Genomic DNA, 24,403 nt, shown 5'->3' on the forward strand with positions numbered 1-24,403 from the left:
TTTAAATCACCTAAAATCACTGATTTAAATTTCAAAACGTCGACTCAAATTCGGTTCTTTGAATATTTTTTCTTGAACTTCGAAAAATATTTTCTACCCTACTCAAAGGAAATTTACCCGAGGTTGCAATGAGTCCGTTCTCTGTTGCATTGCGGCAGTTGCGCGCAGAGTATGACGTTGCTCAGGGCGAGCTGGCCAATCGCCTCGGCCTGCGCCAATCCTACATCTCCCAACTAGAGCGTGGGGCAAAACTACCCAAGGACAAGGGCCTAGTCAGAAAAATCGTTCAGGCCCTACACCTTCACCCCCAAGAAGAAGCCTCACTGTGGCAGGCATTCCAAGCGTCTCGCAAGTTCGACTTCCCTCCCTCGGACGCGCCCGCGGCCGCCTACAGGTATTTTGCGAAACTCTCGGACGCACTCCCAAGACTGTCGTCCGCCGACTTCAACGTTCTATCCACCTTCCTCGATTCAGTCGGCGACGACGATGCAATGAGCAAGGTCGGAACATCGGAATCGACGCCTGAATCCCAAGCGGAGGTTCCCATGTAGAAATAAAAACGCCACCTAACCCCGGAGGACTAGGCGGCGTCGCGTGCATCTCTCGATACACGACTTGGGCAAGTTCAGTATCGGCGGCATGTTCAGACGTGTCAAGTCCTCTTCAAGCACTTCCCCAACGGGAGCTGGATCGATATTGCTTGGAGAAAATTCATGCCCGGCGTCAGAAAGGTCGTCACTCGCTCCCCATTTAGGCGAGTGGGCACCGTTGCGTGCCCATGGTTCCGTCACGCTCCTATCGAATACGAAAGCCTACTGGAGCGTGACTTCATCCGGCTTGCGCTTCTCAGTCTGAAAGTCTCTGCAATCTTCGAGCAACCATTCACGTTGGACCTTGGAGGCGCAGGCCTCTACACACCTGATTTTCTTCTGATGCACGAGCAGGGGCCGATCGTCGTCGAAGTGAAACCAAGTGCCCGCGCGTCCGAAGCAGAAACCCAATCGCACCTCGCTTCGGCCGCCAAGATGCTAGCTGGCAGGAACCATCGATTCCTGGTCGCTACAGAAGATTTTATTCGAGCTGACAAACGCCACGACCGCGCGGCCCTTATCCTTCGGCAAGCCAGAAGTCATCTGCAATTTAACGTTACGTCGAAAGTACTAGCAATCGCATCACGAAGGCCGGACGGCATCACCATACGGCATTTGGCAGACAAAGTCCGCGTCCCCCAATCTACTGTTCTCCATCTCGTCGGCCGCCGGCAACTGCGCATCGGTGAATCTCTGCACATCGATGAACACCAGCTCGTCTTCCCCGTAGAGGTGATCCGGTGACAATCTATACGCTAGATCGCGGTCTCATCGTGCGCTGTGGTGATGCCCAATGGCAAGTTCACCGCATCCTTGATCACAAGTACGTTCAACTTGAGCATGCACAGTCAGGCAGGATTCGTCGCGAGAAGCTCTCAAAGCTCGCAGCTGATATCACGTCCGGCCGAGTACATGTCGTTCGAGATGCAACCCCTGGAGCTGGGATGCGTCCGGAAGCACCCACGGCGATATCTGTCGCTTCCATTTCAGAGCGCTACCAACAAGCATATGTCCGCGCGAACGACTACGTGAGATACCTACGACGACAAGGAATATCGAAAGGGCAACGTCGCAGAATATCGGACGCCATATCGTCGTGCGCCGCATCCATGGGAGACAAGCATCCTCCGAGTGCCTCAACCGTCATGCGGTGGATGCGACTCTTCGACACAAGCGACGGCAACCCAAGCGCCCTCATCTCCGGAAATGCTCACCGCAAACGCCAGACTCGCATCCCTCGTCAGGTCCGGGCAATTATCGACGGTGTCTTGCAACGGCATTACTTCAAGAAACGAGGAGCCACCCTTGTCGAAGTACATGACCGTATCGTTGAAGCACTTGCCGATGAGGTTGCAGCCGGCCGAATACCAGCCGCAAAAGCAGTCGTGAGTTCGTCGACGGTTCGCCGAATCGCGTACGAGACCACACCTTACGACCGTGACAGACTTCGTCTGGGCACAGCGGAAGCGAATCACAAATGGCGATTTTCGAAACCGGGCCGCTACGCGTCTCGGCCACTCGAGCGAGTCGAGATGGATCACACGTTGCTCGACATCTGGGTAATTGACGATCGCTGGGGTATTCCACTCGGGAGGCCAACGATTACCTTCCTGGTGTGCAGCTATAGCGGCTACATTCTCGGCTTCTACATATCGTTCGAAGGCGAGTCGCTCGCACGCGTCCTCCAATGTATCAAGCTAGCGATACAGCCGAAAGATGAGATCACGAAAACCGCAAACCTGTCTAATCCATGGCATGCGATGGGCCTATGGGAGACTCTCGTCGTTGACAACGCCCTGTCGGTGCACTCGAATCGCCTCAAGCTCATCGTGAACGAGTTGTGCTCAGACCTGGAATACTGCCCGGTCCGCATGCCGTGGTTCAAGGCCGTCGTCGAACGTCATCTTGGTGAACTTACCCGCGACCTCCCTGCACAAGGTCGCCCCCAGAAGCCAGGTCGCCAACCCGATCCGATCGATCCACGGATAACGGCTTGCGTCACATTCTCCGATCTCTGTCACGGCGTACTGCAGTGGGTGGTTGATGTACATCCATTCCAGATTCACTCCAGGAAAATGAGTCGTCCAATCGATTTATTCCTCGATGGCCTGGATAACTGCCCCGCCCCATCATTTCTCGAGTCAACAAGGAATCTTGATGTCTTAGCCGGAATTCGCACGACCACGACCGTTCGTCATGATGGGTTGACTCGGAAATGGATCACCTACGCGTCTGATGAGCTAGGCGATATGCGGAAAGAGGTTGGAGCAAATTTCCGCGCCAATATCGTCTATAACCCGTACGAACTTGGGAGTGTGTTCGTACAGCACCCACGCACTGCCGAATGGGTGAGTGTGTCTGCTAAGGACGCGGAATATGCGACTGGTCTGTCGGAGACTCAACATCGAATCATCCGCGCGGCGGCCGCACAACGATTGACACTTGCAAATGCCGGAGAGGTACTAAGAAAGGCACGGCTCGCGTTGCTCGACCACTGGGCAACCGCAGTTTCAACGGGGAAACGTATCAGACGAGCTCCTCGAGATTTAGCGCTGCTTCAGCAAGTCAGCTCTGTTTTCGTCGCTCCCTCCGCTGCCCCGACGACTCCGATCCGGGCATTCGAGCAGTTCGCCACCGATGAAGATGAGGTCGCGATGACAAAACCGATTCCATCGTTTGATACCTTCGTCGGTGACATCCTATGAGCTATAGCGACCAAGCCATACAAGCTGGAATCCGCATCGAAGGCATCCGGGTTCACCACACGAAATTCAAACGCGCACTTGACGCAATTGCTAGAGTCATCCAGATAGGAAACTCTGTTTCGACGATAACCGGCGTGAGCATCATCGCTCCCGCCGGTTCCGGTAAAACTCTTCTTATCGACTCGGTAAAGCAAAACGTATGCAAATGGCCGTTCCTGCCGCCAAACGGGGTACTTTGTGCTTCGCTGAAGGAATCTCCGAGCGTGAGTCAAGTCCAGGACGAACTTCTCGCGGGGCTCAACTATGCTATCCCGACCCGATCACTCCGGAGGAACAACACCGCATCGTTCGATCTGCTTGTTGAGTCAGTTAATCACCACGGCATACGACTGATCGCGATTGACGAGTATCAACATGTCTTTCTTGCAAGAAAGACTGATGCTCGCGCAGACATGATTGACTGGACGAAAAGACTGATGACGAAGACCAAGTGCCCGGTTCTGCTCGCTGGGACAGAGACGCTGCGAAGCATTGAGAAGGGTGACCCACAGCTCTCTTCGCGGATCCCAACTGTTCTCGCGCTGCCGGCGTTCGAGAACGATGAAGAATGGCGTGGAATACTCACTGCATTCTCGTCAGCAGTCTCGGAAGTCAATTTATCGCCCCTGTGCACTGACCACGCAACGACGATGTTCCGAGCTACACGCGGAATGATGCGTATGCTGAAAGCGCTGATCATCGAGGTCTCCATGATTGCGATCGACGATGGCAAAGGTCAGATCACAAGAAAGCATCTGCAACTCGCGTTCAATCGAGTCTACGGTGACGACTCGAGCTTACCGAATCCATTTGCGTGATACCCCCTTCTCAGCTGTGCACCGGTCCAGACAGGATGAGGTCCATGCCGATGAAGGCAGTGCGCGATTAGTTTTTAAAATGGCGGCCACGACCTGTACCACCACTCACGATCTCACCCGACAATATTCGGAGAGGTAGATGATTAACGATCATCCCAGTTTGCTCGTAGTACCGCCTCCTATTGACGACGAATCTCCAGCCTCTTGGCTATTGCGTATTTCAGAGAAGCATCATGTTTCGTGCGAGACGCTTCTGCAAGCTTTCGGTATAAAGATGTCCAACGACCCCGATATATCGCTGCGTCCCGAGGACATGCTGCGTATCGGGAGAGGAACCGGCGTCCCGGAGCATCGCTTACGTACCCTTGGTGACACGTTTTCTGCAATTCGACAGGATCGATTCCTCACAAGGCTCTTGGTAACCGACAAGTCGTCTAGTGTGAAGTATCGATTTTGCCGTGAATGTTTGCGGACAGACCCGATCCCGTATTTCCGTATCCAATGGCGATTTCTCGATTGGAAGTACTGCCCTATCCATCGAATCGAACTTTCTGACCACTGCGGGCAATGTGGATGTTCGAGGTCGGGAATGTCCCTGGGACGGATATCGAACGACAAAGCACGCGGCATCCGGACCTGTCACCGCTGCCGGCACTCGCTCGCAGCGCTCAGGCGATCAGCAGCCGATGCGCGGGCTACCGACACAATCATAACGCTTCAACGACATGTCGTCACCGCATCACTAATCGACATGGAAGAGATCGACGGCCCAGTCAATCGCTGTGTTCTACGCTGGTATCTCCTTTGGTACGTTCGCCAATACCGTCCTGAATTTGGCACCACGGTCGGGGCCCAACGCCCGCGTGCGTCTTTTCTGGACATAGGTGATGATCTTCCCAATATTCTCGCGATGTACAAGCGTCGCCGCTGGGGATCCACCTTGCGACAAAGCAGAGCCCCGACCGAGCCACCAGCCGTCCCCCGTAAGCGGGTCATACCGCCATGGTGAATGTAGGGTTCCAAGTATGGTTTTTATTGTCGCAAGTCGTTGATATATTTGAATTATTGAAATTTCCTGTAGGGTTCGTTGTAGAGTTCATTGACAGACGATGTGGGTCAAAAATCTGCACCTACCCCCATATGTTGTCGATCCCTGCTCGCAACCCAGCCCGTTTGGATTGCGCGGATCGTCCTCAGACCGATCACAAGCTTCGCATGCGAAACGAACACGAGAGCTTGCCAAACTTTTCGTTACGTCAGCCGTTCTGGCATGGATAACAGTCAGGCACTACGTCGGCGAGGTTCGTGGTTCGAAGCAACGCTATACGATGCAAAGTTGCTACCATCGAGATGGTTCGAACAAGCTTGTACTTGCCCCTCTTTCGAGCCGTTAGTCTGACTAGGAGCGGCCACTATGCAGCTGGTATCGCCTGAAGCGATCGCGGAAGTAATGGCGTTGATCCCTGTCCCACATACTTTGGCTGAACTGGAAGCACGAGTCCAAGAAGGGCTCCCCAAGTCTGCACTGCGTACTTGCGTTGAGTACGCAACCAGCGGCGCTGAAGCACAACACGCATTGCTCACGCAAATCGTCCCCGCAGCGACCTACAAGCGACGTCGTGCTCGGCTCACACACGACGAATCTGAAAAGACCGAGCGGCTCGCGCGTGTCGTCGCGACCGCCTCTCACGTGTGGGGAAACCGGGAGGATGCGCGTCTGTTTCTCGGAACGCCTCACCCGCTGCTCGAAGGACAAAAACCTCTTAACGTGGGTCTAACGGAATTGGGGGCGCGCCGTGTCGAAGAACTGCTATGGAAGCTATTCTACGGACTACCGGCATGAGAATATTCCGAATATCAGTAACCAGAAGCCGGCCGCCATCGGGAACTTCGTGTTATCGGAACACGTCACTGACGCTCCGTATCCATCAAATCAACCAGTTCAGTCCGAATGAATCCAACACGCCTTCGTGATCAACTTTACACCTTGCGTAAGCAAGCCGGTTTGACTCAGACAGAACTGGCCGAACTCCTACACATTGATCAATCGAATTTGTCTAAGATTGAGCGCGGCTCCCGGTCCCTCGACGTCTTTGGCTATATTGACTGGTGTCGCGCGTGCGGTGTATCCCCGACGAATTCATTGGCGGATCTGCTGGGGTCGACTAGCCTCGACACCTAGATCCGCCACCTCACCATCCAAGACAATGCACAAACACCTGCCAAGCAAGGTAGGCCGACGGTCATTGTCCCAGGTCGCAACCATAGCTCCGACCTCAATTGTCTGTGGAAACAACGCACGAAGTTCTTCGAGCTTATGGTTCTTGTAAATTCAGCGTTGCTTGGGCACTTTCACAAAAAATACCCGCTACTCGCAAAAATTCAAGCTTAAACAAATCGTTTTCGTGTTAGTTCAACGTTAAATGCACTATGAGTTCAACGTCTCACGAGCAACCCTTCAGCAGAGCGTCGCCACATCATCGATTCGACGTCAAAAGTAAGTGAATCTCGACACTTGAGTCCGACGAACTAAAGTCGCGCTCTTTTCAGGGGGTTGCCGCCCGCAAATAGCCGCTGGTCTGCCAAATTGAAAGAACTCCAAACAAATCTTGGGGCCGGCTTACACCCCCGGCTCGGCGACTACCTGCTGGATCTCCTGCGGCCTGTTCTGCCGCTCGATCCGAGCATTGATTTTTCATTAAAATCAGTAGCTTATGCCGAGATGCGGCGGATTTTTTTGAGAATCCCGGTCAAGCCTCACACACGCTCGACACAACCCAGCAAGTTGTGCGGCCAGGAATCAACACCAATGACTTGGCAAGCGTGGCCAGGAGCCATCTCAATTTCTCGGCAGTTCGGAATGTTCGATTCCCTGAAACCATCCAATCACCATGAGTTAATAAATTAACTCATTTGTTTCACCAGATGCATCTATCGAAGTTAATAAACAGCAAAAAGAGATTTCCAAATACTGGGAAGCCAATCCAAAATCACGATCGCGATTTAGCATGCTGAAATTTTCCGGTCAACGAAATTTTCTAGTCGAAAGTTTTAATAAAAAACCCTTGATCCCCTGTTGTATCGCTTAAAAATTTACATATACTTTGCTCACAATTTCGTCAGGAGATATCGGCGTCACTTCTCCGGGAAATTGAAAACGATTTGAAAGAAGAGATGTGTCGAAGGCGGCACGGGCACGAAATGCTTTTGCCACTCGATTCCCGTAAATCAGCACCAAAGCAATTGATAAGTCGGTTCCGTTCAAATAACCGTCGAGGTAGTTATTGCCGAACCCGGTCAAATTGCCCTCAGTACTATTCCGAAGGGTCGATATCCGTCGTTTCGAGTTCCGCCGATGTCAGGGCGGGTAAGGAGATACCGATTAATAAGCCAGCGGGTGCTTTCCGAGTCGTGGAGTTGGTATATCCACGTGGTGTTGATTTATCTATCGGACATACGTGACGTTCGAACACAACTCACGGTGCACATTTTGAAATCCGGCGTTGCATCGCCGATCTCACCACCAATCCCCACAGCTTCCCGAGCGAATGCCGGTCTCGCCGACATTGATCCGGCCGCCTGGAGTTTGAATACGCCATGCTGACACTAAGACTCGCACCCGCGGCCCCGCCTGCATTGCGCGGCTTGCTAGAGAACCTCTCACACGAGGAGCGTCGCGTCGACGACTACATTCCCCTCACCGCCAACGAGAACCGCATGTCGGATCTCGCCTGTGCGGTACAGGCCAGCCTGCTCTCACACCGATATCTCCTCGGCCAGGCCGACGAGCGCGGCGAGCAGGGCCGCGATTTCGTCAAGGGCGGCCTCATGCTTGATGGCCTTCCCGCCGTGACGGCGCTCGAGCAGCGGGCGGTCACGGCAGCGCGTGCGATGTCGCGTTGTAAGCCTGCTGGCCCTGACACTGTCCTAACACCAGACCTATGCACATCGACACCGATTTCGAAGCCGCCGCCATCGATCACGTTGCCTCTCCCGCCAGCGGCTCCCCCCTGCGTTTGCGTCTGCGCAGCGACAACGCCGCCGAATTCGCCCAATGGTTCGCGTTCGAGCTGGTCGATCTGCCGCCCGGCGGCGTCGACGTGCGCATCGAGGGTTTGGCCGGCTCGTCCTACCCGAAAGGCTGGGTCGACTACCGCGTCTGCATGCGCGCCGATGGCGGCGAGGCGGCGGCCTGGCGCCGCCTGCCAACAGACTTCGATGGCGATGCGCTCGCGTTCCACGCGCCCGGCCCGGCCCGGCGCCTGCGCTTTGCCTATTTTCCGACCTTCGACCGCGTCGCCGAAGACAACCTCGTCGCTCAGGCGACGCAGGCAGGCGCAACGCTGGAGACCCTCGGAACCTCCGCGCTCGGCGAGCCGATCCGCATGCTCTCGTTCGAGGGCGATGCGCCACGCACTCGCCTCTGGTTCATGGCTCGCCAGCATCCGGGCGAATCGCAGGGCGGTTATTGCCTCGAGGGCCTCGTGCAGGGGCTGTGCGGCGAGCTGCGTCCTGTTTGGGAGAACGGTGGCTCAGCCGTGCATGTCGTCATCAATGCCAATCCGGACGGCGTGCGCCTGGGCAACCTGCGCACGAACGCGCGCGGCGCCAACCTCAACCGCTGCTGGGACCGCGAGTATCCTGATGCGCCCGAGACGGCCGCCGTGCGCCGTCGAATGCAAGCGCTCGGACTCGACCTGCTCGTCGACTTCCATGGCGACGAGGTCCTGCCCCACGTCTTCTCGGTGGGCGCCGACGGCAGCCCCGCCTGGACGCCACGCTTGCAGGCCCTGCGCCGCACGTTCGACGAGGACCTGCTGCGACGCTCCCCCGTGTTCCAGACAGCGCGCGGCTATTCCGTCGACCGACCTGACCACGCGAGCCCAAGGAAGTGCATCCCGTGGGTCGCGGAGCAATTCGATGCGCTGGCGATGACCATCGAATTGCCGTTCAAGGAGAGCGCCGACCGACCGCGTGACGACGCCGATGCGACCGCATACGCCCGCACATTCGGACGGGCCGTGCTCGAAACCGCCCTGGCGCTTGCGCCGTCCGTGCGGCCTTGAGGTCCTGCTCGCCTTCCGTCGAGCACGCATGGACGCCTCCGGGGTGCCAAACCTTCGTTTGCACGACGGTTTGAAGGCCAGGATTGCGGCCCTGCGTCCGGAGGGGATGCGGACAAAATCTTGGACTACTTTGGACGTAGTCCATGTATTTGTTGAAGTTCGTAGATACTGCTAATTGTGTCCGTTCAGGAACCGATGCGTCTGCAATGCACACGCTATCCAACTTTAGTTGACGCCACGGCTTTATTTTTCCTTTGTTCTACAAAGTCGGAGCAAAGTCTGCTCCGTGAATAATTCGAATCAACGCGATCCGCAGTTGCCACCAATTCGCCTCTATGGACCTCCTTGTGATGCAGAAAGTGCATCAACTAGAGGAAAGCGAAATGTCGTTAGTGGAGCAAACACGGTGGCCAGACCACTGCTATGACGATGGGAAATTGAAATATCCCGCCTGCATTCCGGAGGGCTTAGCTTAGAGATTGATCTTTTGGGCCGCAAAGTCCACAGCCTCAGCGGCATCGATATCGCCCGCCGCCACCTCCAAGTCGATTCCGCGAGTCGCGCCGCAACAGTCAACTAGACCAATGTCAGTAGTCAGACGGCCCTGACTGACTCGTTTCGTCGCAAGACGTTGCACCCACTAATCAGACAAATAGGATGTTCCCAATCCAACTACCAAGGGACCGTTCACCGAATGTGAACGCAGTTGCCGGTGTCCTCAACTGATACATGTCATCACACAAGACAATCCAGTTCCCGCCAAACACATTCGCCTGCATGGCAGAAATCGCGCAACTTTAGTTCACGCATCAACTTTGTCCAAACTTTAGTTCCGAAATTTTGGAACTAAAGTTGCGCTCTCAGGAAGTGTGCGGCACCGGCGAAGCTTGATACGCCTGCCTTCCCCAGCATTCCAAAATAGGGCAACTTTAGTTCGTCGGCCTGAATCGAGGCCACGTTCTTTCCCGGTCGAATCCAGCGATTCGCCGGGATCGGGCCTCGCCCCGATCGATGCGCGGGTCACGTCAATCCCGGATAAGCCGGTTCCCGCAGTCACAACGCCCCCAGCGCGCCCGGGCGATCAACCGCAGCGCGCTTCCCGACCGCCGCGCACACATCAAATTTTTACGCTTGTAAAAATTTTGGCCAGAGAGAATGACGCGCTGAAACAGAAACAGCAACAGCCCGTCCGCTGCCCGTGCACGGGCTTCCGCAACCTCCTTCGGCCCACAACCCGATCGCTCACGGAAGAAGAGATGCCCACGAACCAGGATGCACGCCCGACTGTCGGGTCGAACCACGGGGAATTCGCGCTGAGCGAAGTCCCGCTCGAGAAACGCACCGGCTTCCTGTCCATCACGATGGTGCTGCTGAGCTTCACGTTCTTCACCGGGACGATGTTCGCCGGCGGCAAGATCGGCGTCGCCTTCGATGTCGTCAGCATGATCCAGATCGCCGTGATCGGTAACCTGCTGCTCGCCGCCTATGCGGCGTCGCTTGCGCTGATCGCCGCGCGCAGCGGCCTGAATGCGGTGCTGATGGGGCGCTTCTGCTTCGGCGAAGTCGGCAGCAAGCTGTCCGATTTCCTGCTCGGCTTCGCGGAACTCGGCTGGTACGCGTGGGGCACCGCGACGGTTGCCATCGTGCTGGTCAAGCTGCTCGGCTGGCCCGCGTCGGTGACCACGCCGTTGATGATCCTGTTCGGCTTCGGCTTCTCGATCACGGCCATCATCGGCTATCGCGGCATGGACGTGCTGTCGCGCGTGTCCGTGCCGTTGATGTTCGTGCTGCTGATGACGTCGATGTGGATCGCCACCCGCGATATCGGCGGGTGGGCCGGCCTCAAGCACGTTATGCCGACGCATCCGATGCAGTTCTCGGCCGCGGTGACGATGGTCATCGGCACCTTCGCGAGCGGCGCCACGCAGGCGACCAACTGGACGCGCCTCGCCCGCAGCGCGCGCAGCGCCGTGTCGGCCAGCATGATCGGGTTCTTCGCGGGCAACGGCCTGATGATCGTCGCGGGCGCGTACTGCGCGATCGTCTATCAGCAGGCCGACATCGTCGAGGTGATGATGCTGCAGGGCCTGTCGATCGCGGCGGTCGTGATGCTGTGCCTGAATCTCTGGACCATCCAGGGGCCGACGATGTACAACGTGGCGGCCGCCGGCTGCCACCTGCTGCGCACCGAACGGCGCCGCACGCTCGTCCTCGTGGGCGCGGCGATCGGCATCGTGCTCGCGGTCGGCGGGATGTACGAGCTGCTGATTCCGTTCCTCGTGCTGCTCGGCTCGATCATTCCGCCCGTCGGCGGCGTGATCATGGCGGACTACTGGTACCGCCATCGCGGCACCTACCCGTCGCTTGCGACCGCCCGCCTGCCGCGCTTCAACCTGGTCGGCCTGGCCGCCTATGCGATCGGTGCGATACTCGCCTACACCTCGCCGTGGATCGCGCCGATCGTCGGCATCGCGGCGTCCGCCGCCGCGTATATCGTGCTGCTGCAGGTTGCCCGCGCGTTCTCGCGCGAGCCGTCCGTCCAGGGCGAATGATGCCGCTGCGCGCCCTTCCGGCCCCACTCGAACGACAGGAACCCACATGAAGATCATCAACGCCAGATTGCGCGGCCGTAGCGGCCTCTTCACGATCGACCTCGATGCGGACACGATCCGTGCGATCGACCTCCAGCCTTCGCCGCTGACGCCGCAAGGGAACGACGTCGTCGATGCCGGCAGCAATCTCGTCATCCCGCCGCTGGTCGAGCCGCATATCCATCTCGATGCGACGCTGACCGCCGGCGAACCCGAATGGAACATGAGCGGCACGCTGTTCGAAGGCATCGAGCGATGGGGCCAGCGCAAGGCCACGATCACGCACGACGATACGAAAGCCCGCGCGCACACGACGATCGGGATGCTGCGCGACAACGGCATCCAGCACGTGCGCACGCACGTGGACGTCACCGATCCCACGCTCGCCGCGTTGAAGGCGATGGTCGAAGTCAGGGAAGAGGCACGCGATCTCATCGACCTGCAGATCGTCGCGTTTCCGCAGGAAGGCATCGAATCGTTCGACAACGGCCGCGCGTTGATGGAGCGCGCGATCGACATGGGCGCCGACGTCGTCGGCGGCATTCCGCATTTCGAGAACACGCGCGACCAGGGCGTGAGCTCCATCAAGTTCCTGATGGATCTCGCCGAGCGCAAGGGCTGCCTCGTCGACGTCCATTGCGACGAAACCGACGATCCGCAATCACGCTTCCTGGAAGTGCTCGCCGAGGAAGCGCGGGTACGCGGGATGGGCAAGCGCGTCACCGCGAGCCACACGACCGCGATGGGCTCCTACGACAACGCTTATTGCTCGAAGCTGTTCCGGCTGCTGAAGCGCTCGGAGATTCATTTCATCTCGTGTCCGACCGAAAGCATCCACCTGCAGGGGCGCTTCGACACCTACCCGAAACGGCGCGGCATCACGCGTGTGGCGGAGCTCGATCGCGCCGGCATCAACGTGTGCTTCGGACAGGATTCGATCAAGGACCCGTGGTATCCGGTCGGCAACGGCAACATCCTGCGCATTCTCGACGTGGGCCTGCACGTGTGCCACATGCTCGGATACGAAGACCTGCAGCGGTGCCTCGATTTCGTCACCGAGCACAGCGCGAACGCGATGTCCCTCGGCGACCGGTACGGCCTCGCCGTCGGGCGGCCGGCCAATCTGCTGATCCTCGACGCCGATAGCGACTACGAGGTGATTCGCAAGCAGGCCAGGGTGCGTACGTCGCTGCGCGGCGGGAAGGTCATCATGCAGCGCGCGCCGGAACACATCACCTATCCCGAAGCGAACGCGCGTTGAGCGCGCGGCGGCTCCGGCCCGACATGCCGGTGGAGGACCAAGCGATGAACCCGTCCGCGCCGACCGCAGAGCCGCCCGCCCGGCCACCCGGCCGGCGGGAAGCGCTGCGCGATACCCTCGAGGCGGCCATTCTCGCCGCCGCCGAGGAGTCGTTTTCCACGTATGGATTCGAAGGGAGTTCCGTTGCGGCGATCGCGGCGGCGGCCGGCCTGTCGAAGCAGAACCTGATGTACTACTTCCCGACGAAGCTGGCGCTCTACAGACGCGTGCTGGACGACGTCCTGCGGGACTGGCTCGGCAGGATGCGGGAGTTCGCGGCGCCCGAGCGCGAGCCGGCGGAAGCGATGTCGGCCTATATCCGCGCCAAGCTCGAATTTTCCAGGAACCGCCCGCATGGATCGCGGGTGTTCGCGCTGGAGATCATCGGCGGCGCGAAGACCTACGGAAAGGAGATCCGCAAGCAACTGATCCCGGTGTTGCGGGAGGACATCCGGGTGCTCGAACGCTGGATCGACGAAGGCAAGGTCCGGCAGGTCGATGCCGAGCACCTGTTCTTCCTGATCTGGGCAGCGACGCAGTCGTACGCGGATTTCGCGTCGCAGATGCTGCTGGTGCTCGGCAAGCGCGCGCTGGGGAGCGACGATTTCGACGCGGCCTATCGCACGATCTCGGACCTGGTGCTCAGGGCGCTGATCACCGAAAACGGAACGGCGGCCTGAGCGCCGCCGTTGCCGTTCGCGCACGCTAACCCGGCGCCATCGAAGGCCGCCGGAAAGCGCCGGTCAGTCGTCGTGCTTGTGGTGCTTCTTTTTCTTGTGCTTGTTGCCGCGGTAGTAATCGTCGGAGCGCGAGTTGTTGCGCGACACGTGGCCGCCCAGCGCCGCCCCCGCACCGCCGCCGACGGCCGCGCCGACAAGCCCGCCGGTCGTGCCGCCCATCGCGTGGCCCGCCGCGGTGCCCGCGCCGCCGCCCAGTGCGCCGCCGACGATGGCGCCCGTGCGTTCGCGCTTGTTCGACGTCACCGCGCCGCCTGCGCCGCCGCCCACGGCCCCGCCGATGATCGCGCCCGTGCTCCCGCCGACCGCATTGCCGACCGCCGCGCCCGCGACACCGCCGAGCGCGCCGCCCAGTGCGTTGTTCGTGTCACCTGCCACGGCAGGCGCCGAGACCGCCACCATCGCGCCGACCATCGCTGCCATTCCGGCCCATTTCTTCAGCATCTGTCTGCCCTCGCCACTTTTCGAGATATCGATGCGCGAATTTAGCACCTTTCCGGTAAACCTATCGTAATGAAGCGTTAAATCCGGCTTTCCACGGCGATCTCCATGTGAGCGGACACGCGTCGCCCGGGTGTCGCCGCCGGGATTGCAATCGGCGCGGCCGCCATCGACGGGCCGCGCAACATCGCGTCGACACACCACGACCCGCACCGCATCGCGCAGCACGCCCCGACTGCCTTCCTGCGTCCGCGATCCTGCATTACCATCGAGCGTCCGCCGCGCCTGCCCGCTTCCGGCAAGCGGGCCTCCAGCCACCTCCCCGTTCCCGCACTTCACTCATGCTCGCTCTCGTCATCCTCGCCGGCCTGTGGGCCGGCCTGCAGAACACTCTCGCCGGCGGCGGCTCGTTCGTCACACTGCCCGCGCTGATCGTGTCGGGCATGTCGCCGCTCTCGGCGAACATCACGTCGACGGTCGCGCTGTTTCCCGCTCAGGTCACGACCGGCTGGGCGAGCCGCAACATGGTGCGCGGCGTCGGCAAGCTGTCGTTTCGGGCGATGTTCGCGATCAGCGTGGTCGGCGGCGCGCTCGGCGGGCTGCTGTTGCTGAAGACGCCTTCGTCGATCTTCTCGCGCCTCGTGCCGTGGCTCGTGCTGTTCGCGACGATCGTATTCGCGTGGGGCAGCTTCTTCCGCAAGCCGGGTGAAGGCACGGCCCACCTCGGCACCGTCCCCGCCGCGTTCTCGCAATTCATGATCGCGATCTACGGCGGCTACTTCGGCGGCGGGCTCGGCTTCCTGATGATGGCCGTGCTGACGATGGCCGGCCTGTCGCCGCGTCACGCGATGTCGACGAAGAACGCGCTCGCGGGCGTGATGAACGCATCGGCTGTCGTGCTGTTCCTGACGTCGCCGCACCTGCACTGGGGCAAGGCGCTCGCGCTCGGCGGCGGTGCGATCGTCGGCGGGCTGCTCGGCACGTGGGCGCTGCATCGCGTGAACGAACGCGTGCTGCGGATCGGGATCGTCTGCATCGGCGCATTGCTGACGATCGGGTTGTTCGTCAAGCCAATCTGACACACGCACACGCTTGTCGCCGCCACGGCAATTGATGAGCAAACCGCAAGACGTCCTTCTCATATCTCGTTTGCGGTGACGGCGGTGTCCGCCCACAATCCGGGTTGCCGTCGTCATCGCCCTCTCGCGGGCACCGACCGGCATTTCGCGGCCGCCATTCCGACTCACCGCCGGCGGCCCGGCACATCGCGTCACACACGCTCCCCCGACATCGGCGTCCCCCGGCGGCAGAACGTTGCCGCCGCTGCCCGATGCGTTCCCGGCCAACAATAACTAGAGGTAGGAGATGCAGGACAATTCTTTGAGGCAAAGCCTCAAGCAACGGCACATCACGATGATCGCGCTTGGCGGCGTGATCGGCGCAGGCCTGTTCGTCGGCTCCGGCGCCATCATCGCGACCGCCGGCCCCGCGGCGATCCTGTCGTACCTGATCGGCGGCGTGATCGTCACGCTCGTCATGTTCATGCTCGGCGAAATGGCGTCCCGCAATCCCGACAGCGGCTCGTTCTCCACCTACGCGAGCAGCTATCTCGGCGAATGGGCCGGCTTCGCGGTCGGCTGGCTGTACTGGTTCAAGTCGATGATGACGATCACCGTCGAGGCGATTCTGCTCGGCGCGATCCTCAACGATTTCCTGCCGTGGTTGCCCGTGTGGGCCGGCGCGCTGTTCATGCTCGTGACGCTGATCGCGAGCAACGCGTACTCGGTGCGCTCGTTCGGCGAAGCGGAATACTGGCTGTCGTTCGCGAAGGTCGCGACGATCATCGTGTTCATGGCGCTCGGCGCATCGATCCTGCTCGGCTTCCAGCCGCGCATTCCGGCGCCCGGGCTCGTGAACCTCACGGATCACGGCGGCTTCATGCCGAACGGCATTTCGCCCGTGCTTGCCGGCGTGATGGTCGTGATCTTCTCGCTCGGCGGCAGCGAAATCGCGGCCGTGGCCGCGGGCGAATCGGAGAACCCGGGCAAGAACGTGATCCGCGCGATCAAGAGCGTGATCGTGCGCGTGATGGTGTTCTACGTCGGCTCGGTGTCGATCCTGATCCTGTGCATGCCGTGGACGGACAAGGCCAACCTGAAGTCGCCGTACGTGTCGCTGTTCGGCATGGCGGGCTTCACGGGCGCGGCCGTCGCGATGAAGATCGTGCTGTTCGTGTCGTTCATGTCGGTGATGAACTCGTTCCTGTTCTCGAACTCGCGCATGCTGTTCTCGCTCAGCCAGCGCGGTCACGCGCCCGCGATGTTCGGCCGTACCAACGCGAAAGGCGTGCCGATGAACGCGCTCGTGCTGTGCCTCGCGATCTGCGTGTCGATCCTCGGCGTTCACTTCGTGAGCGGCGGCGACCTGTTCCTGATGCTCGCGAAAAGCAGCGGCGCGTTCGTGATGATCGTGTGGATCTTCATCATCGTCGCGCACTTCGCGATGCGCCGGCAGACGAAGCACGAGCGACGCGACCCGGCGGCGTTCCGCGCGTGGTTCTATCCGGTATCGAACTGGGTCGCGCTGCTGGCGCTCGTCGCCGTGCTCGGCTCGCAGGCATTCAACCCGGATTCGCGCTTCCAGTTCTGGTTCACGGTATCGACGGCGCTTGCGATCGTCGCGGCGTATTTCCTGCGCCGCAAGCCGGCCCAACTCGGCGAAACGGCCGGCGCGAAACTGCGCTGACCGTTGCCCTCGGCGGGCGGCGCGCTGGCCGGCGCCGCTCGGCCAGTCAATTGCTCAACCGCCTGGCTTCTCGGCCGCTCGGCCGATCAAGTACCTGGCGGCTTAGCCGAACGGCCGCACGCCGATCAGCCAGCCGTGCAGAAACAGCACGAAGACGGCCCAGACGACGAGCCCGGCCACGATCGCCACGACGTCGCCCGACAGCCTGCCCGCCGGATAACGAACGCCTTCGCGGCGGTCGCGCGCGCGCCACACGACGAAATCGACGAGCGACCAGACGAAGAAGGCGCCGAACAGCACGACGGCGTGCAGCGTGCCGTTCGCGAGCAGGTGCGCGATCGCCCAGACCGCCACGCCGGCCACCATCGGATGGCCGACGAGCGTCTTGATACGGTTGCCGGGCACGTAGGAGGCGGCGATGAGCACGAATGCGATCGCGGTCAGCATGCCGGTGAGGTGGCGCACACCGACCGGTGACACCCACAGCAGCGTCGCGCCCTGGCGCGCGATGCCGTAACCCCAGACGATCAGCACGAAGCCGATGATCGATGCGATCGCATAGGGGCCCTTCCAGCCTTTCTCGCCGATTCGCTCGATCGTCGCCGATCGCCAGCCGTCCGCGACGATCCGGATCGAGTGCACACCGAGGAAGATCGCTAAACCGAGAATCAGGACGAGCATCGGTTGTCTCCGTCTGGAATGATGGGTGGGGAAGCGTCCCGCGCGGCATACGATGCGCCGTTCGTTGGAGCCGGCGGCGAGGCCGGCGCGGGTCGCGCCAGTCACGGGTGCAACCCGCGCCGATCATAAACGCCGGGGCCGCCGTTGTGAAGCACGGGGGATGTGCGGTGCGGCAAGCCGCATGACTTTACGCACCTGCGTGGGCGCATTGCCTGGCACCTGTCATGCGCCGCGCGTCGCGCGAATCGACCCGACACGTTCGAGATCGAAAGAAAGGAAAGCGAAAATTCGCGAAAGTGTCGCTTCGCTCGACCGGCATCAGGTTTGCTTGCGCTTTGCCGGTGGTTTAGTTGCTGGTTTTGCTGCCGGTTTCGCTGTCGGTTTCGCTGTCGGTTTCGCTGTCGGTTTCGCTGCCGGTTTCGCTGTCGGTTTCGCTGTCGGTTTCGCTGTCGGTTTCGCCGTCGGTTTCGCTGCCGCCTTTGCCGCTGGCTTGGCCGCCGGTTTCGTTGCCCGCTTCACTGCCGGCTTTGCCGCAGACTTCTCCGCAGGCTTCGCCGTCGCTTTCGCCACCCGCTTCACCACCGGTTCCGCCTCCGGCACCGGCTTCGCCGCCGCCCTCGTCTTCCGCTTCGGCGGCCCTGCCAGCAGCGCCGCGCGATATGCGCTGCGGCACCAGTCGAACAGCGCACCCGCATCTTCGAGCACGTCGGCCGGTGTTTCGTAGTAGCCCTCGAGCGAGACGGTACGCGTGGGCCTCGCATACGAGAACGGCCCCATCCCCGCCGCGACGAACGCCGGACGGTTCACGTCGTCGACACGCAGGAACAGCGACCCGCGCGACATGAAGCCGAACATCACGCCATCGAGCCGCATCGCCGCCCCGCTGAAGAACCGCGCGACCTCGACCTTGCCGAGCGGCGCGAGCTGATACGCGATCTCCTCGCCGTGTGCCTTCTCCGACTGCCAGCTCATGCTCGCTCCATGCAACGCTGCGTCCACGCGTCGAGCGCCGCGTCGCCGAAGCCGACCGCCGCCGCGCTTTCGCGAATCTGCCGCCACGTCGCGCGGTCGACCGGAATGCCGCCGGCCCCGCGCGCCGCGCGGCTCGCTTCTTCCGGCTCGCCGGGCACCTGTACCGGTGCGTCACCGGCCTGCGGCGACGCCTTGGCCCATGCGATGAACGCATCGGCTTCACGCTCCGCATCGGCCGCATCGAATGCCTTCGGGTCGATCAGCACCGACAGCATCCCGTTGACGATCGCGCTCGTCTTCTGCAGCGTGTCGCCGTAGGTCGTATGCCCGCCGACGAGCGCACCGCCGAAAATCTCGCACATCGCCGCCAGCGCGTACCCCTTGTGCAGCCCGAACGGCAGCAGCGCGCCGAACGGCTGCTCGTGCATCACGGCCGGATCGTCGGTCGGCTGGCCGCGATGGTCGATCAGCGACCCGGCCGGCACGCGCTTGCCCTGGTTGTACGCGACGCGCGTCTTGCCGTACGCGATCGCACTCGTCGCGAAATCGAGCAGCAGCGGCGGCCTGCCCGCACGCGGATACGCGGCGCAGAACGGGTTCGTGCCGAAGCGCGGATCGGCGCCGTGCAGCGGCGCGACCAGCAGGTCGCCCGGCACGTTGACGAAATGGAACGACACGAGCCCCGCGCGCGCGCACTGCTCGGCCCAGTGCCCGATGCGGCCGAGATGATGCACGTCGCGCAGCCCGATCGCGCAGATGCCCATGCGCCGCGCACGCTCGATCCCTTCGACCATCGCCTCGAACGCGATCACCTGGCCGAAGCCGCGCCCGCCGTCGATCGTCAGCACCGCGCCGCCGTCGCGGACGATCGACGCGTGCCCGTTCAGCTGCAACTGCCCTTCCCGCCACGACGCGACGTAGTTCGGGATCATCCCGATCCCGTGCGAATCGTGGCCCGCGAGATTCGCGCCGACCAGGTGATCGGCGACGAGCCGTGCCTCCCGCTCGTTGCTGCCGGCCCGTTCCCAGAGTGCCGCGACGAATGCATGCAGCGGTTCGGCGCGCATGCGCAGCGGTTCGGTATCGGGTGTCGGCAACGCGGTCATCGGCAAGGTTCCGTCAGGTCGGGTCGGGCAGTCGTGGCACTCAGCGCGCGGTCGCGATCACGTCCGCGACCGCCGCCGTCAGCTTCTTCGCATACGGCACGTGCAGGAACTCGTTCGGGCCGTGCGCGTTCGACTTCGGCCCGAGCACGCCGCACACCATGAACTGGGCGGACGGGAAACCTTCCTGCAGCACGTTCATCAGCGGGATCGTGCCGCCGAGGCCCATGTACGCGCAATCGGCGCCGAAGTGGCGGCGCGACGCGGCATCGAGCGACGACGCGAGCCACGGCGCGAGATCCGGTGCGCTCCAGCCCGTCGCGGCACCCGCGTCCGGCTTGAACGTGACCTTCGCGTTATACGGCGGGTCGAGTTCGAGCAGTTCTTTCAGTTGCTGCACGGCCTGCGCGGCGTCGACGAGCGGCGGCAAGCGCAGCGACAGCTTGAACGCGGTGCGCGGACGCAGCACGTTGCCCGCATCCGCAAGCGCCGGCATGCCGGCCGCGCCGGTCACCGACAGCGACGGGCGCCACGTCGAATTCAGCAGCGCCTCGCGCGGATCGGTCGTGGTCGGCAGCACCGGCTTGCCGTCCGCGCCGCAGGCCCACGGCAGCCCCTTCCACACGGCGTCGCCGAGGATCGCGGCGGCTGCGTCGGCTTCGCGCACGCGGCTGTCGGGAATCTCACAATGGAACACGCCCGGCAGCAGGTTGCCGTTCTTCGCATCTTCGAGGCGCTCGAACAGCTGGCGCATCACGCGGAAACTCGACGGCGCGATGCCGCCGAACACGCCCGAATGCACGCCTTCCTCGAGTACCTCGACCTGCAGGTCGCCGGACACCAGCCCGCGCAGCGACGTGGTGAGCCACATCTGGTCATAGTTGCCGGCGCCCGAATCGAGGCACACGACGAGCGACACCTGGCCGAGCCGGTCGCGCAGCGCGTCGACGTACGGCAGCAGGTCGTAGCTGCCCGACTCCTCGCAGGTCTCGATCAGGCCGACGCAACGCGGCCGCTCGATGCCCTGCTCGTCGAGCGCGCCGAGCGCGGCGAGGCTCGCGTAGATCGCATAACCGTCGTCCGCGCCGCCTCGGCCGTACAGCTTGCCGTTCTCGTACTTCGGCGTCCACGGGCCGAGGTCCGCGCGCCAGCCGTCGAACTCGGGCTGCTTGTCGAGGTGGCCGTACAGCAGGATCGTGTCGGTGCTGCCCGAGCGCGTGGCGGGCGATTCGAAGAAGATCACCGGCGTGCGGCCCGGCAGGCGGACGATCTCGAGCTTCAGGCCCTTCACGGGCTGCTTCTCGGCCCACTGCGCGGCATCGGTGACGACGCGCTCGAGATAACCGCGCTTCGCCCAGTCGGGGTCGAACGCCGGGCTCTTCGCGGGAATCGCGATGTAGTCGGTCAGTGCGTGGAGGATTTCATCGTTCCACTTGCGCTCGATGAAGGTAACGAGCTTGTCATGGTCGAGGACGGGGGTAGTGTCGACGGAGGTCATGGTGGGGGTGCCTGGATCGGGCTGACGAAAACCCAGATGATACGCCGATGCTCCCGCGCCGGCGCCCACTTCCCGGTCGCTCAGCGCGCCTGCGGAAACGCGTCGCGCAGCCCCGCCGCACATGCCAGCGCCTCGCGCCACAGGCGCTGCGTCAGCTCGCCCGCGTCCTCTTCACGCGCGAGCGCCGCGGCCTCGCCCGACCACAGCACCGAGAAGTCGTCGCGACCCTGCCGCTCGAACGCGCCGCGCAGCGGATCGACCATGGCCGTCGCGAGCGGAAACGCCGGCGCGAGCGCGCTCATCGGCCCCTGTTCGCGCATGAAACGCGTCAGCAGCCCGCGCGCGGGGCGGCCCGTGTACAGGTTGGTCAAGCGCGTGCCGTCGTCGCGCGCGGCGCGCAGCGCGGCGCGATGCTGCGCCGAGCGGCCGGCCTGCGGCGTCAGCAGGTAACCGGTGCCGATCTGCACCGCGCGCGCGCCGAGCGCGAACGCGGCCGCGATGCCGCGCCCGTCGGCGATCGCGCCGGCGGCGATCACCGGCGCGCGCACCGCGTCGACGATCTGCGGCAGCAACGCGAACAGGCCCGGCTGCGCGTGGATGTCGTCGGTCAGGAACATGCCGCGATGGCCGCCGGCCTCCGCGCCCTGCGCGACGATCGCGTCGACGCCGCGCGCATCCAGCCAGCGCGCTTCCTCGACGGTCGTCGCGGACGAGACGACCTGCGCGCCCGTGCGCCGCACGCGATCGAGCAGCGGATCGTCCGGGAGCCCGAAGTGAAAGCTCACGACGGCCGGCCGCAACTCCTCGACGACCGCGCACATCGCATCGTCGAACGGCGCGCGTCCGGGGCCGCCCTTCACGTCGGCCGGATCGAGCCCGGCTTCCGCGTAGTAGCCCGCGAGCGCTGCGCGCCAGCGCGCGTCGACCGCGGCATCGGGCGCCGGCGGCGTATGGCAGAAGAAGTTCACGTTGAACGGTGCGCTCGTGCGCGCCCGGATCGCCGCGATCTCGTCGCGCAATTGCTGCGGGCCCAGTGCCGCACAGGCGAGCGAGCCGAGCCCGCCGGCTTCGCACACGGCGATCGCGAGCGGGCTCAGTGAACCGACCATCGGGGCCTGGATCAGCGGCAAACGGGAAGGCAGCGTCGTCATCGGAATCATCCTCGGGGAAGCAGCGGTGGTCGCGCGCGCAGGCGGCGCGCATTTAATGCGCCCGATAATAACCGACAAAGACAAACCCCGATTACGGTGCCATTTTGATCGAGAAATGATTTAACCAGTTCGTAAAAAACGATTATTCATCGACGCTTCGGCAGCGCAATCTCGCCCGCCCGGATCGAGACGGAAAAAATGCCCTCCAGCCTTGCGGCCCGGGCCGCCCAACCCGAAACTCAAACACCGTTTCACCGGCTTCAATGACATTCATCAATATTCAAGTTATTAAATGCCGGCGTTTACCATTATTAATAATCACCCCGAGCGATAACATGAACGCGTCAATTAAAACGACGAACCGCACCGGAATCGTCGACCGGCGCCACACCGCGTCACCTCAACCGAAACACGTCTTCTCAAGGAGCGTCGCATGTCCGATGCCAGCTCGTCCTCCTCCCGCGCCGCCGCCACGCCGGCCGCGGCTTCCGCGCCGAAAATCGGCGTCATTCCCGCCACGCTGATGGTCGCGGGCAACATGATGGGCTCCGGCGTCTTCATGCTGCCCGCGAACCTCGCCGCGACCGGCGGCATCGCGATCTTCGGCTGGCTGATCACCGTCGTCGGCGCCGTGTCGCTCGCGCTCGTGTTCGCGAAGCTCGCCGCGATCGACCCGGCCGCCGGCGGCCCGTACGCGTATGCACGCAAGTCGTTCGGCCCGTACATGGGCTACCAGACCAACCTGATCTACTGGCTCGCGAACGTGCTCGGCAACGTCGGCCTCGCGGTCGCCGGCCTCGGCTACCTCACGCATTTCTTCCCGGTACTGAAGGACCCGCTCGTGTTCGCGCTCGCGCAGATCTTCGTGATCTGGCTGTTCACGTACGCGAACATCCTCGGGCCGAACGTCGTCGGCCGCGTGCAGTCGGTCACGACGGTCTTCGCGCTCGTGCCGATCCTCGGGATGGCCGTGTTCGGCTGGTTCTGGTTCAGCAAGGACGTGTATTTCGCCGGCTGGAACGTGTCGGGCACCAACAGCTTCAGCGCGATCGGCGCGACGCTGAACTTCACGCTGTGGGCATTCATCGGCGTGGAAAGCGCATCGGTATCGGCCGGCGTCGTCGAGAATCCGTCGCGCAACGTGCCGATCGCGACCGTCGGCGGCGTGGTGCTCGCGGCCGTCTGCTACGTGCTCAGCTCGACCGTGATCATGGGGATGATCCCGAACAAGGCGCTGCTTGCGTCGAGCGCGCCGTTCGCGGATGCCGCGCGCCTCGCGCTCGGCAATACGGCCGCGAACGCGGTCGCGCTGTGCGCGGCGCTCGGCTGCCTCGGCTCGCTCGCGGGGTGGACGCTGCTGGTCGGCCAGACCGCGAAGGCGGCGGCCGACGACGGCCTGTTCGCCAGCGTGTTCGCGCGCGTCAACTCGAAGAACGTGCCGTCGGCCGGCCTCGCGATCGTCGCGCTGATCATGTCGGTGCAGGTGCTCGCGACGATGTCGCCGAGCGCCAGCGAGCAGTTCGGCAAGATCGCGTCGATCGCCGTGATCATGACGCTGCTGCCGTACATCTATTCGTGCATCGCGATCAAGGTGCTCGGCTACGGCAAGATGCCGTCGCACCAGTTCACGTTCTACACGATCGTCGGCCTGATCGGCGCCGTCTACGCGCTGTGGGCGATGGTCGGCTCCGACGGCCAGCAGACGCGCTGGTCGCTGATCTTCGTCGTCGCGACGATCGTCTTCTACGAGCTGTCGATCAACCGCCAGCGCGAGATCGAGGAAACCCATGTCCATCCGGGCGGCCGCTCGCCGCGCTGGGTGCGCTATCTCGCGCTCGGCGTGACCATCGCCGCGCTCGCCGCGACCTTCTGGATTTCCGTGGGCCGTCATCAGGCCGACACCCTTCACGCGCGCTCGCCGGCCGTTGCCGCGAGCGTCCAGGCAACCCAGCAAACGGGGGAATGA

The 24,403-nt window shown here is 62.3% G+C and carries 21 protein-coding genes; 14 read left to right on the plus strand and 7 right to left on the minus strand.

All coding sequences use genetic code 11. The annotated features are described in order from the left end of the window. The first annotated feature begins 128 nt into the window (after nt 1-128). Nucleotides 129-551 (plus strand): helix-turn-helix transcriptional regulator, encoded by a 423-nt coding sequence (locus AB3K92_RS19250; protein WP_059488293.1) that lies wholly within the window; start codon nt 129-131, stop codon nt 549-551. A gap of 162 nt (nt 552-713) precedes the next feature. After that, a complete protein-coding gene (locus AB3K92_RS19255; RefSeq protein WP_081057936.1) occupies nt 714-1,334 on the plus strand; it encodes a TnsA endonuclease N-terminal domain-containing protein in 621 nt (206 codons plus the stop codon). 392 nt (nt 1,335-1,726) lie between these two features. Here AB3K92_RS19255 and AB3K92_RS19260 read toward each other — a convergent pair whose 3' ends face one another. Beyond that, nucleotides 1,727-1,909: a hypothetical protein gene (locus tag AB3K92_RS19260; protein WP_060340815.1), complete on the minus strand. Its 183-nt coding sequence runs from the start codon at nt 1,907-1,909 to the stop codon at nt 1,727-1,729. A 213-nt stretch (nt 1,910-2,122) separates the two neighbouring features. Here AB3K92_RS19260 and AB3K92_RS19265 point away from each other — a divergent pair, with 213 nt between their 5' ends. The 9 genes from AB3K92_RS19265 to AB3K92_RS19305 all read left to right on the plus strand — a co-directional run bounded on the left by AB3K92_RS19265 (nt 2,123) and on the right by AB3K92_RS19305 (nt 13,789). Then, nucleotides 2,123-3,295 (plus strand): hypothetical protein, encoded by a 1,173-nt coding sequence (locus AB3K92_RS19265; RefSeq protein ID WP_225740258.1) that lies wholly within the window; start codon nt 2,123-2,125, stop codon nt 3,293-3,295. Further along, nucleotides 3,292-4,152, plus strand: coding sequence for a TniB family NTP-binding protein (locus AB3K92_RS19270; protein ID WP_059488297.1), 861 nt, complete (start codon nt 3,292-3,294; stop codon nt 4,150-4,152). The genes AB3K92_RS19265 and AB3K92_RS19270 overlap by 4 nt, the downstream gene beginning before the upstream one ends. Nucleotides 4,153-4,291: 139 nt before the next feature. Beyond that, entirely contained in the window at nt 4,292-5,161 is an 870-nt protein-coding gene (locus AB3K92_RS19275) for a TniQ family protein (protein WP_081057937.1), read from the plus strand. 405 nt (nt 5,162-5,566) lie between these two features. Then, the gene (locus AB3K92_RS19280) at nt 5,567-5,995 is read left to right on the plus strand and encodes an antitoxin Xre/MbcA/ParS toxin-binding domain-containing protein (protein WP_059891895.1); all 429 of its coding nucleotides are present in this window, start codon (nt 5,567-5,569) and stop codon (nt 5,993-5,995) included. Between the two features lie 108 nt (nt 5,996-6,103). After that, nucleotides 6,104-6,334 carry a helix-turn-helix domain-containing protein gene (locus tag AB3K92_RS19285; protein ID WP_369465628.1) on the plus strand — a complete coding sequence of 77 codons (231 nt, stop codon included), beginning with the start codon at nt 6,104-6,106 and terminating at the stop codon, nt 6,332-6,334. 1,759 nt (nt 6,335-8,093) lie between these two features. Then, nucleotides 8,094-9,218: a M14-type cytosolic carboxypeptidase gene (locus AB3K92_RS19290; protein ID WP_060309273.1), complete on the plus strand. Its 1,125-nt coding sequence runs from the start codon at nt 8,094-8,096 to the stop codon at nt 9,216-9,218. Between the two features lie 1,256 nt (nt 9,219-10,474). Then, nucleotides 10,475-11,770 carry a cytosine permease gene (gene codB, locus AB3K92_RS19295; RefSeq protein WP_369465629.1) on the plus strand — a complete coding sequence of 432 codons (1,296 nt, stop codon included), beginning with the start codon at nt 10,475-10,477 and terminating at the stop codon, nt 11,768-11,770. Nucleotides 11,771-11,816: 46 nt separating this feature from the next. After that, entirely contained in the window at nt 11,817-13,070 is a 1,254-nt protein-coding gene (gene codA / locus AB3K92_RS19300; RefSeq protein ID WP_059586982.1) for a cytosine deaminase, read from the plus strand. A gap of 44 nt (nt 13,071-13,114) precedes the next feature. Next, nucleotides 13,115-13,789: a TetR family transcriptional regulator C-terminal domain-containing protein gene (locus AB3K92_RS19305; RefSeq protein ID WP_021163455.1), complete on the plus strand. Its 675-nt coding sequence runs from the start codon at nt 13,115-13,117 to the stop codon at nt 13,787-13,789. Between the two features lie 63 nt (nt 13,790-13,852). On the opposite strand, the gene AB3K92_RS19310 is transcribed toward AB3K92_RS19305, so the two are convergent. After that, nucleotides 13,853-14,269, minus strand: a complete 417-nt coding sequence (locus AB3K92_RS19310) for a hypothetical protein (protein WP_230951912.1) — start codon at nt 14,267-14,269, stop codon at nt 13,853-13,855. 359 nt (nt 14,270-14,628) lie between these two features. Between AB3K92_RS19310 and AB3K92_RS19315 the strand changes: the two genes are divergently transcribed. Then, a complete protein-coding gene (locus AB3K92_RS19315) occupies nt 14,629-15,366 on the plus strand; it encodes a sulfite exporter TauE/SafE family protein (RefSeq protein WP_021163683.1) in 738 nt (245 codons plus the stop codon). Nucleotides 15,367-15,652: 286 nt separating this feature from the next. After that, nucleotides 15,653-17,032, plus strand: a complete 1,380-nt coding sequence (locus AB3K92_RS19320; RefSeq protein ID WP_059488303.1) for an amino acid permease — start codon at nt 15,653-15,655, stop codon at nt 17,030-17,032. A 102-nt stretch (nt 17,033-17,134) separates the two neighbouring features. Here the strand turns inward: AB3K92_RS19320 and AB3K92_RS19325 are convergent, their stop codons facing one another. The 5 genes from AB3K92_RS19325 to AB3K92_RS19345 form a co-directional block, all read right to left on the minus strand. Then, entirely contained in the window at nt 17,135-17,713 is a 579-nt protein-coding gene (locus tag AB3K92_RS19325; protein WP_021163685.1) for an NnrU family protein, read from the minus strand. A gap of 318 nt (nt 17,714-18,031) precedes the next feature. Continuing rightward, nucleotides 18,032-18,685 carry a TfoX/Sxy family protein gene (locus tag AB3K92_RS19330; RefSeq protein WP_369465630.1) on the minus strand — a complete coding sequence of 218 codons (654 nt, stop codon included), beginning with the start codon at nt 18,683-18,685 and terminating at the stop codon, nt 18,032-18,034. Then, a complete protein-coding gene (locus AB3K92_RS19335) occupies nt 18,682-19,791 on the minus strand; it encodes a malate/lactate/ureidoglycolate dehydrogenase (protein ID WP_369465631.1) in 1,110 nt (369 codons plus the stop codon). The genes AB3K92_RS19330 and AB3K92_RS19335 overlap by 4 nt, the downstream gene beginning before the upstream one ends. A 40-nt stretch (nt 19,792-19,831) precedes the next feature. Next, entirely contained in the window at nt 19,832-21,286 is a 1,455-nt protein-coding gene (locus tag AB3K92_RS19340; RefSeq protein WP_021163689.1) for a M20 family metallopeptidase, read from the minus strand. Nucleotides 21,287-21,366: 80 nt separating this feature from the next. Next, on the minus strand, nt 21,367-22,437 hold the full coding sequence (locus AB3K92_RS19345) for a nitronate monooxygenase family protein (RefSeq protein WP_175850878.1): 1,071 nt from the start codon (nt 22,435-22,437) through the stop codon (nt 21,367-21,369). A gap of 433 nt (nt 22,438-22,870) precedes the next feature. Here AB3K92_RS19345 and adiC point away from each other — a divergent pair, with 433 nt between their 5' ends. Beyond that, entirely contained in the window at nt 22,871-24,403 is a 1,533-nt protein-coding gene (gene adiC, locus AB3K92_RS19350; RefSeq protein WP_021163783.1) for an arginine/agmatine antiporter, read from the plus strand.

This window comes from Burkholderia sp. Bmkn7 (genome assembly GCF_041103175.1).
GTDB lineage: Bacteria > Pseudomonadota > Gammaproteobacteria > Burkholderiales > Burkholderiaceae > Burkholderia > Burkholderia cepacia.

Bases quoted from the DNA above. Each gene is read 5' to 3' on its own strand.
- AB3K92_RS19250 (WP_059488293.1), top strand. From the start codon at position 129: ATGAGTCCGTTCTCTGTTGCATTGCGGCAGTTGCGCGCAGAGTATGAC.
- AB3K92_RS19255 (WP_081057936.1), top strand. From the start codon at position 714: ATGCCCGGCGTCAGAAAGGTCGTCACTCGCTCCCCATTTAGGCGAGTG.
- AB3K92_RS19260 (WP_060340815.1), bottom strand. From the start codon at position 1,909: ATGTACTTCGACAAGGGTGGCTCCTCGTTTCTTGAAGTAATGCCGTTG.
- AB3K92_RS19265 (WP_225740258.1), top strand. From the start codon at position 2,123: ATGGATCACACGTTGCTCGACATCTGGGTAATTGACGATCGCTGGGGT.
- AB3K92_RS19270 (WP_059488297.1), top strand. From the start codon at position 3,292: ATGAGCTATAGCGACCAAGCCATACAAGCTGGAATCCGCATCGAAGGC.
- AB3K92_RS19275 (WP_081057937.1), top strand. From the start codon at position 4,292: ATGATTAACGATCATCCCAGTTTGCTCGTAGTACCGCCTCCTATTGAC.
- AB3K92_RS19280 (WP_059891895.1), top strand. From the start codon at position 5,567: ATGCAGCTGGTATCGCCTGAAGCGATCGCGGAAGTAATGGCGTTGATC.
- AB3K92_RS19285 (WP_369465628.1), top strand. From the start codon at position 6,104: ATGAATCCAACACGCCTTCGTGATCAACTTTACACCTTGCGTAAGCAA.
- AB3K92_RS19290 (WP_060309273.1), top strand. From the start codon at position 8,094: ATGCACATCGACACCGATTTCGAAGCCGCCGCCATCGATCACGTTGCC.
- codB (WP_369465629.1), top strand. From the start codon at position 10,475: ATGCCCACGAACCAGGATGCACGCCCGACTGTCGGGTCGAACCACGGG.
- codA (WP_059586982.1), top strand. From the start codon at position 11,817: ATGAAGATCATCAACGCCAGATTGCGCGGCCGTAGCGGCCTCTTCACG.
- AB3K92_RS19305 (WP_021163455.1), top strand. From the start codon at position 13,115: ATGAACCCGTCCGCGCCGACCGCAGAGCCGCCCGCCCGGCCACCCGGC.
- AB3K92_RS19310 (WP_230951912.1), bottom strand. From the start codon at position 14,269: ATGGCAGCGATGGTCGGCGCGATGGTGGCGGTCTCGGCGCCTGCCGTG.
- AB3K92_RS19315 (WP_021163683.1), top strand. From the start codon at position 14,629: ATGCTCGCTCTCGTCATCCTCGCCGGCCTGTGGGCCGGCCTGCAGAAC.
- AB3K92_RS19320 (WP_059488303.1), top strand. From the start codon at position 15,653: ATGCAGGACAATTCTTTGAGGCAAAGCCTCAAGCAACGGCACATCACG.
- AB3K92_RS19325 (WP_021163685.1), bottom strand. From the start codon at position 17,713: ATGCTCGTCCTGATTCTCGGTTTAGCGATCTTCCTCGGTGTGCACTCG.
- AB3K92_RS19330 (WP_369465630.1), bottom strand. From the start codon at position 18,685: ATGAGCTGGCAGTCGGAGAAGGCACACGGCGAGGAGATCGCGTATCAG.
- AB3K92_RS19335 (WP_369465631.1), bottom strand. From the start codon at position 19,791: ATGACCGCGTTGCCGACACCCGATACCGAACCGCTGCGCATGCGCGCC.
- AB3K92_RS19340 (WP_021163689.1), bottom strand. From the start codon at position 21,286: ATGACCTCCGTCGACACTACCCCCGTCCTCGACCATGACAAGCTCGTT.
- AB3K92_RS19345 (WP_175850878.1), bottom strand. From the start codon at position 22,437: ATGACGACGCTGCCTTCCCGTTTGCCGCTGATCCAGGCCCCGATGGTC.
- adiC (WP_021163783.1), top strand. From the start codon at position 22,871: ATGTCCGATGCCAGCTCGTCCTCCTCCCGCGCCGCCGCCACGCCGGCC.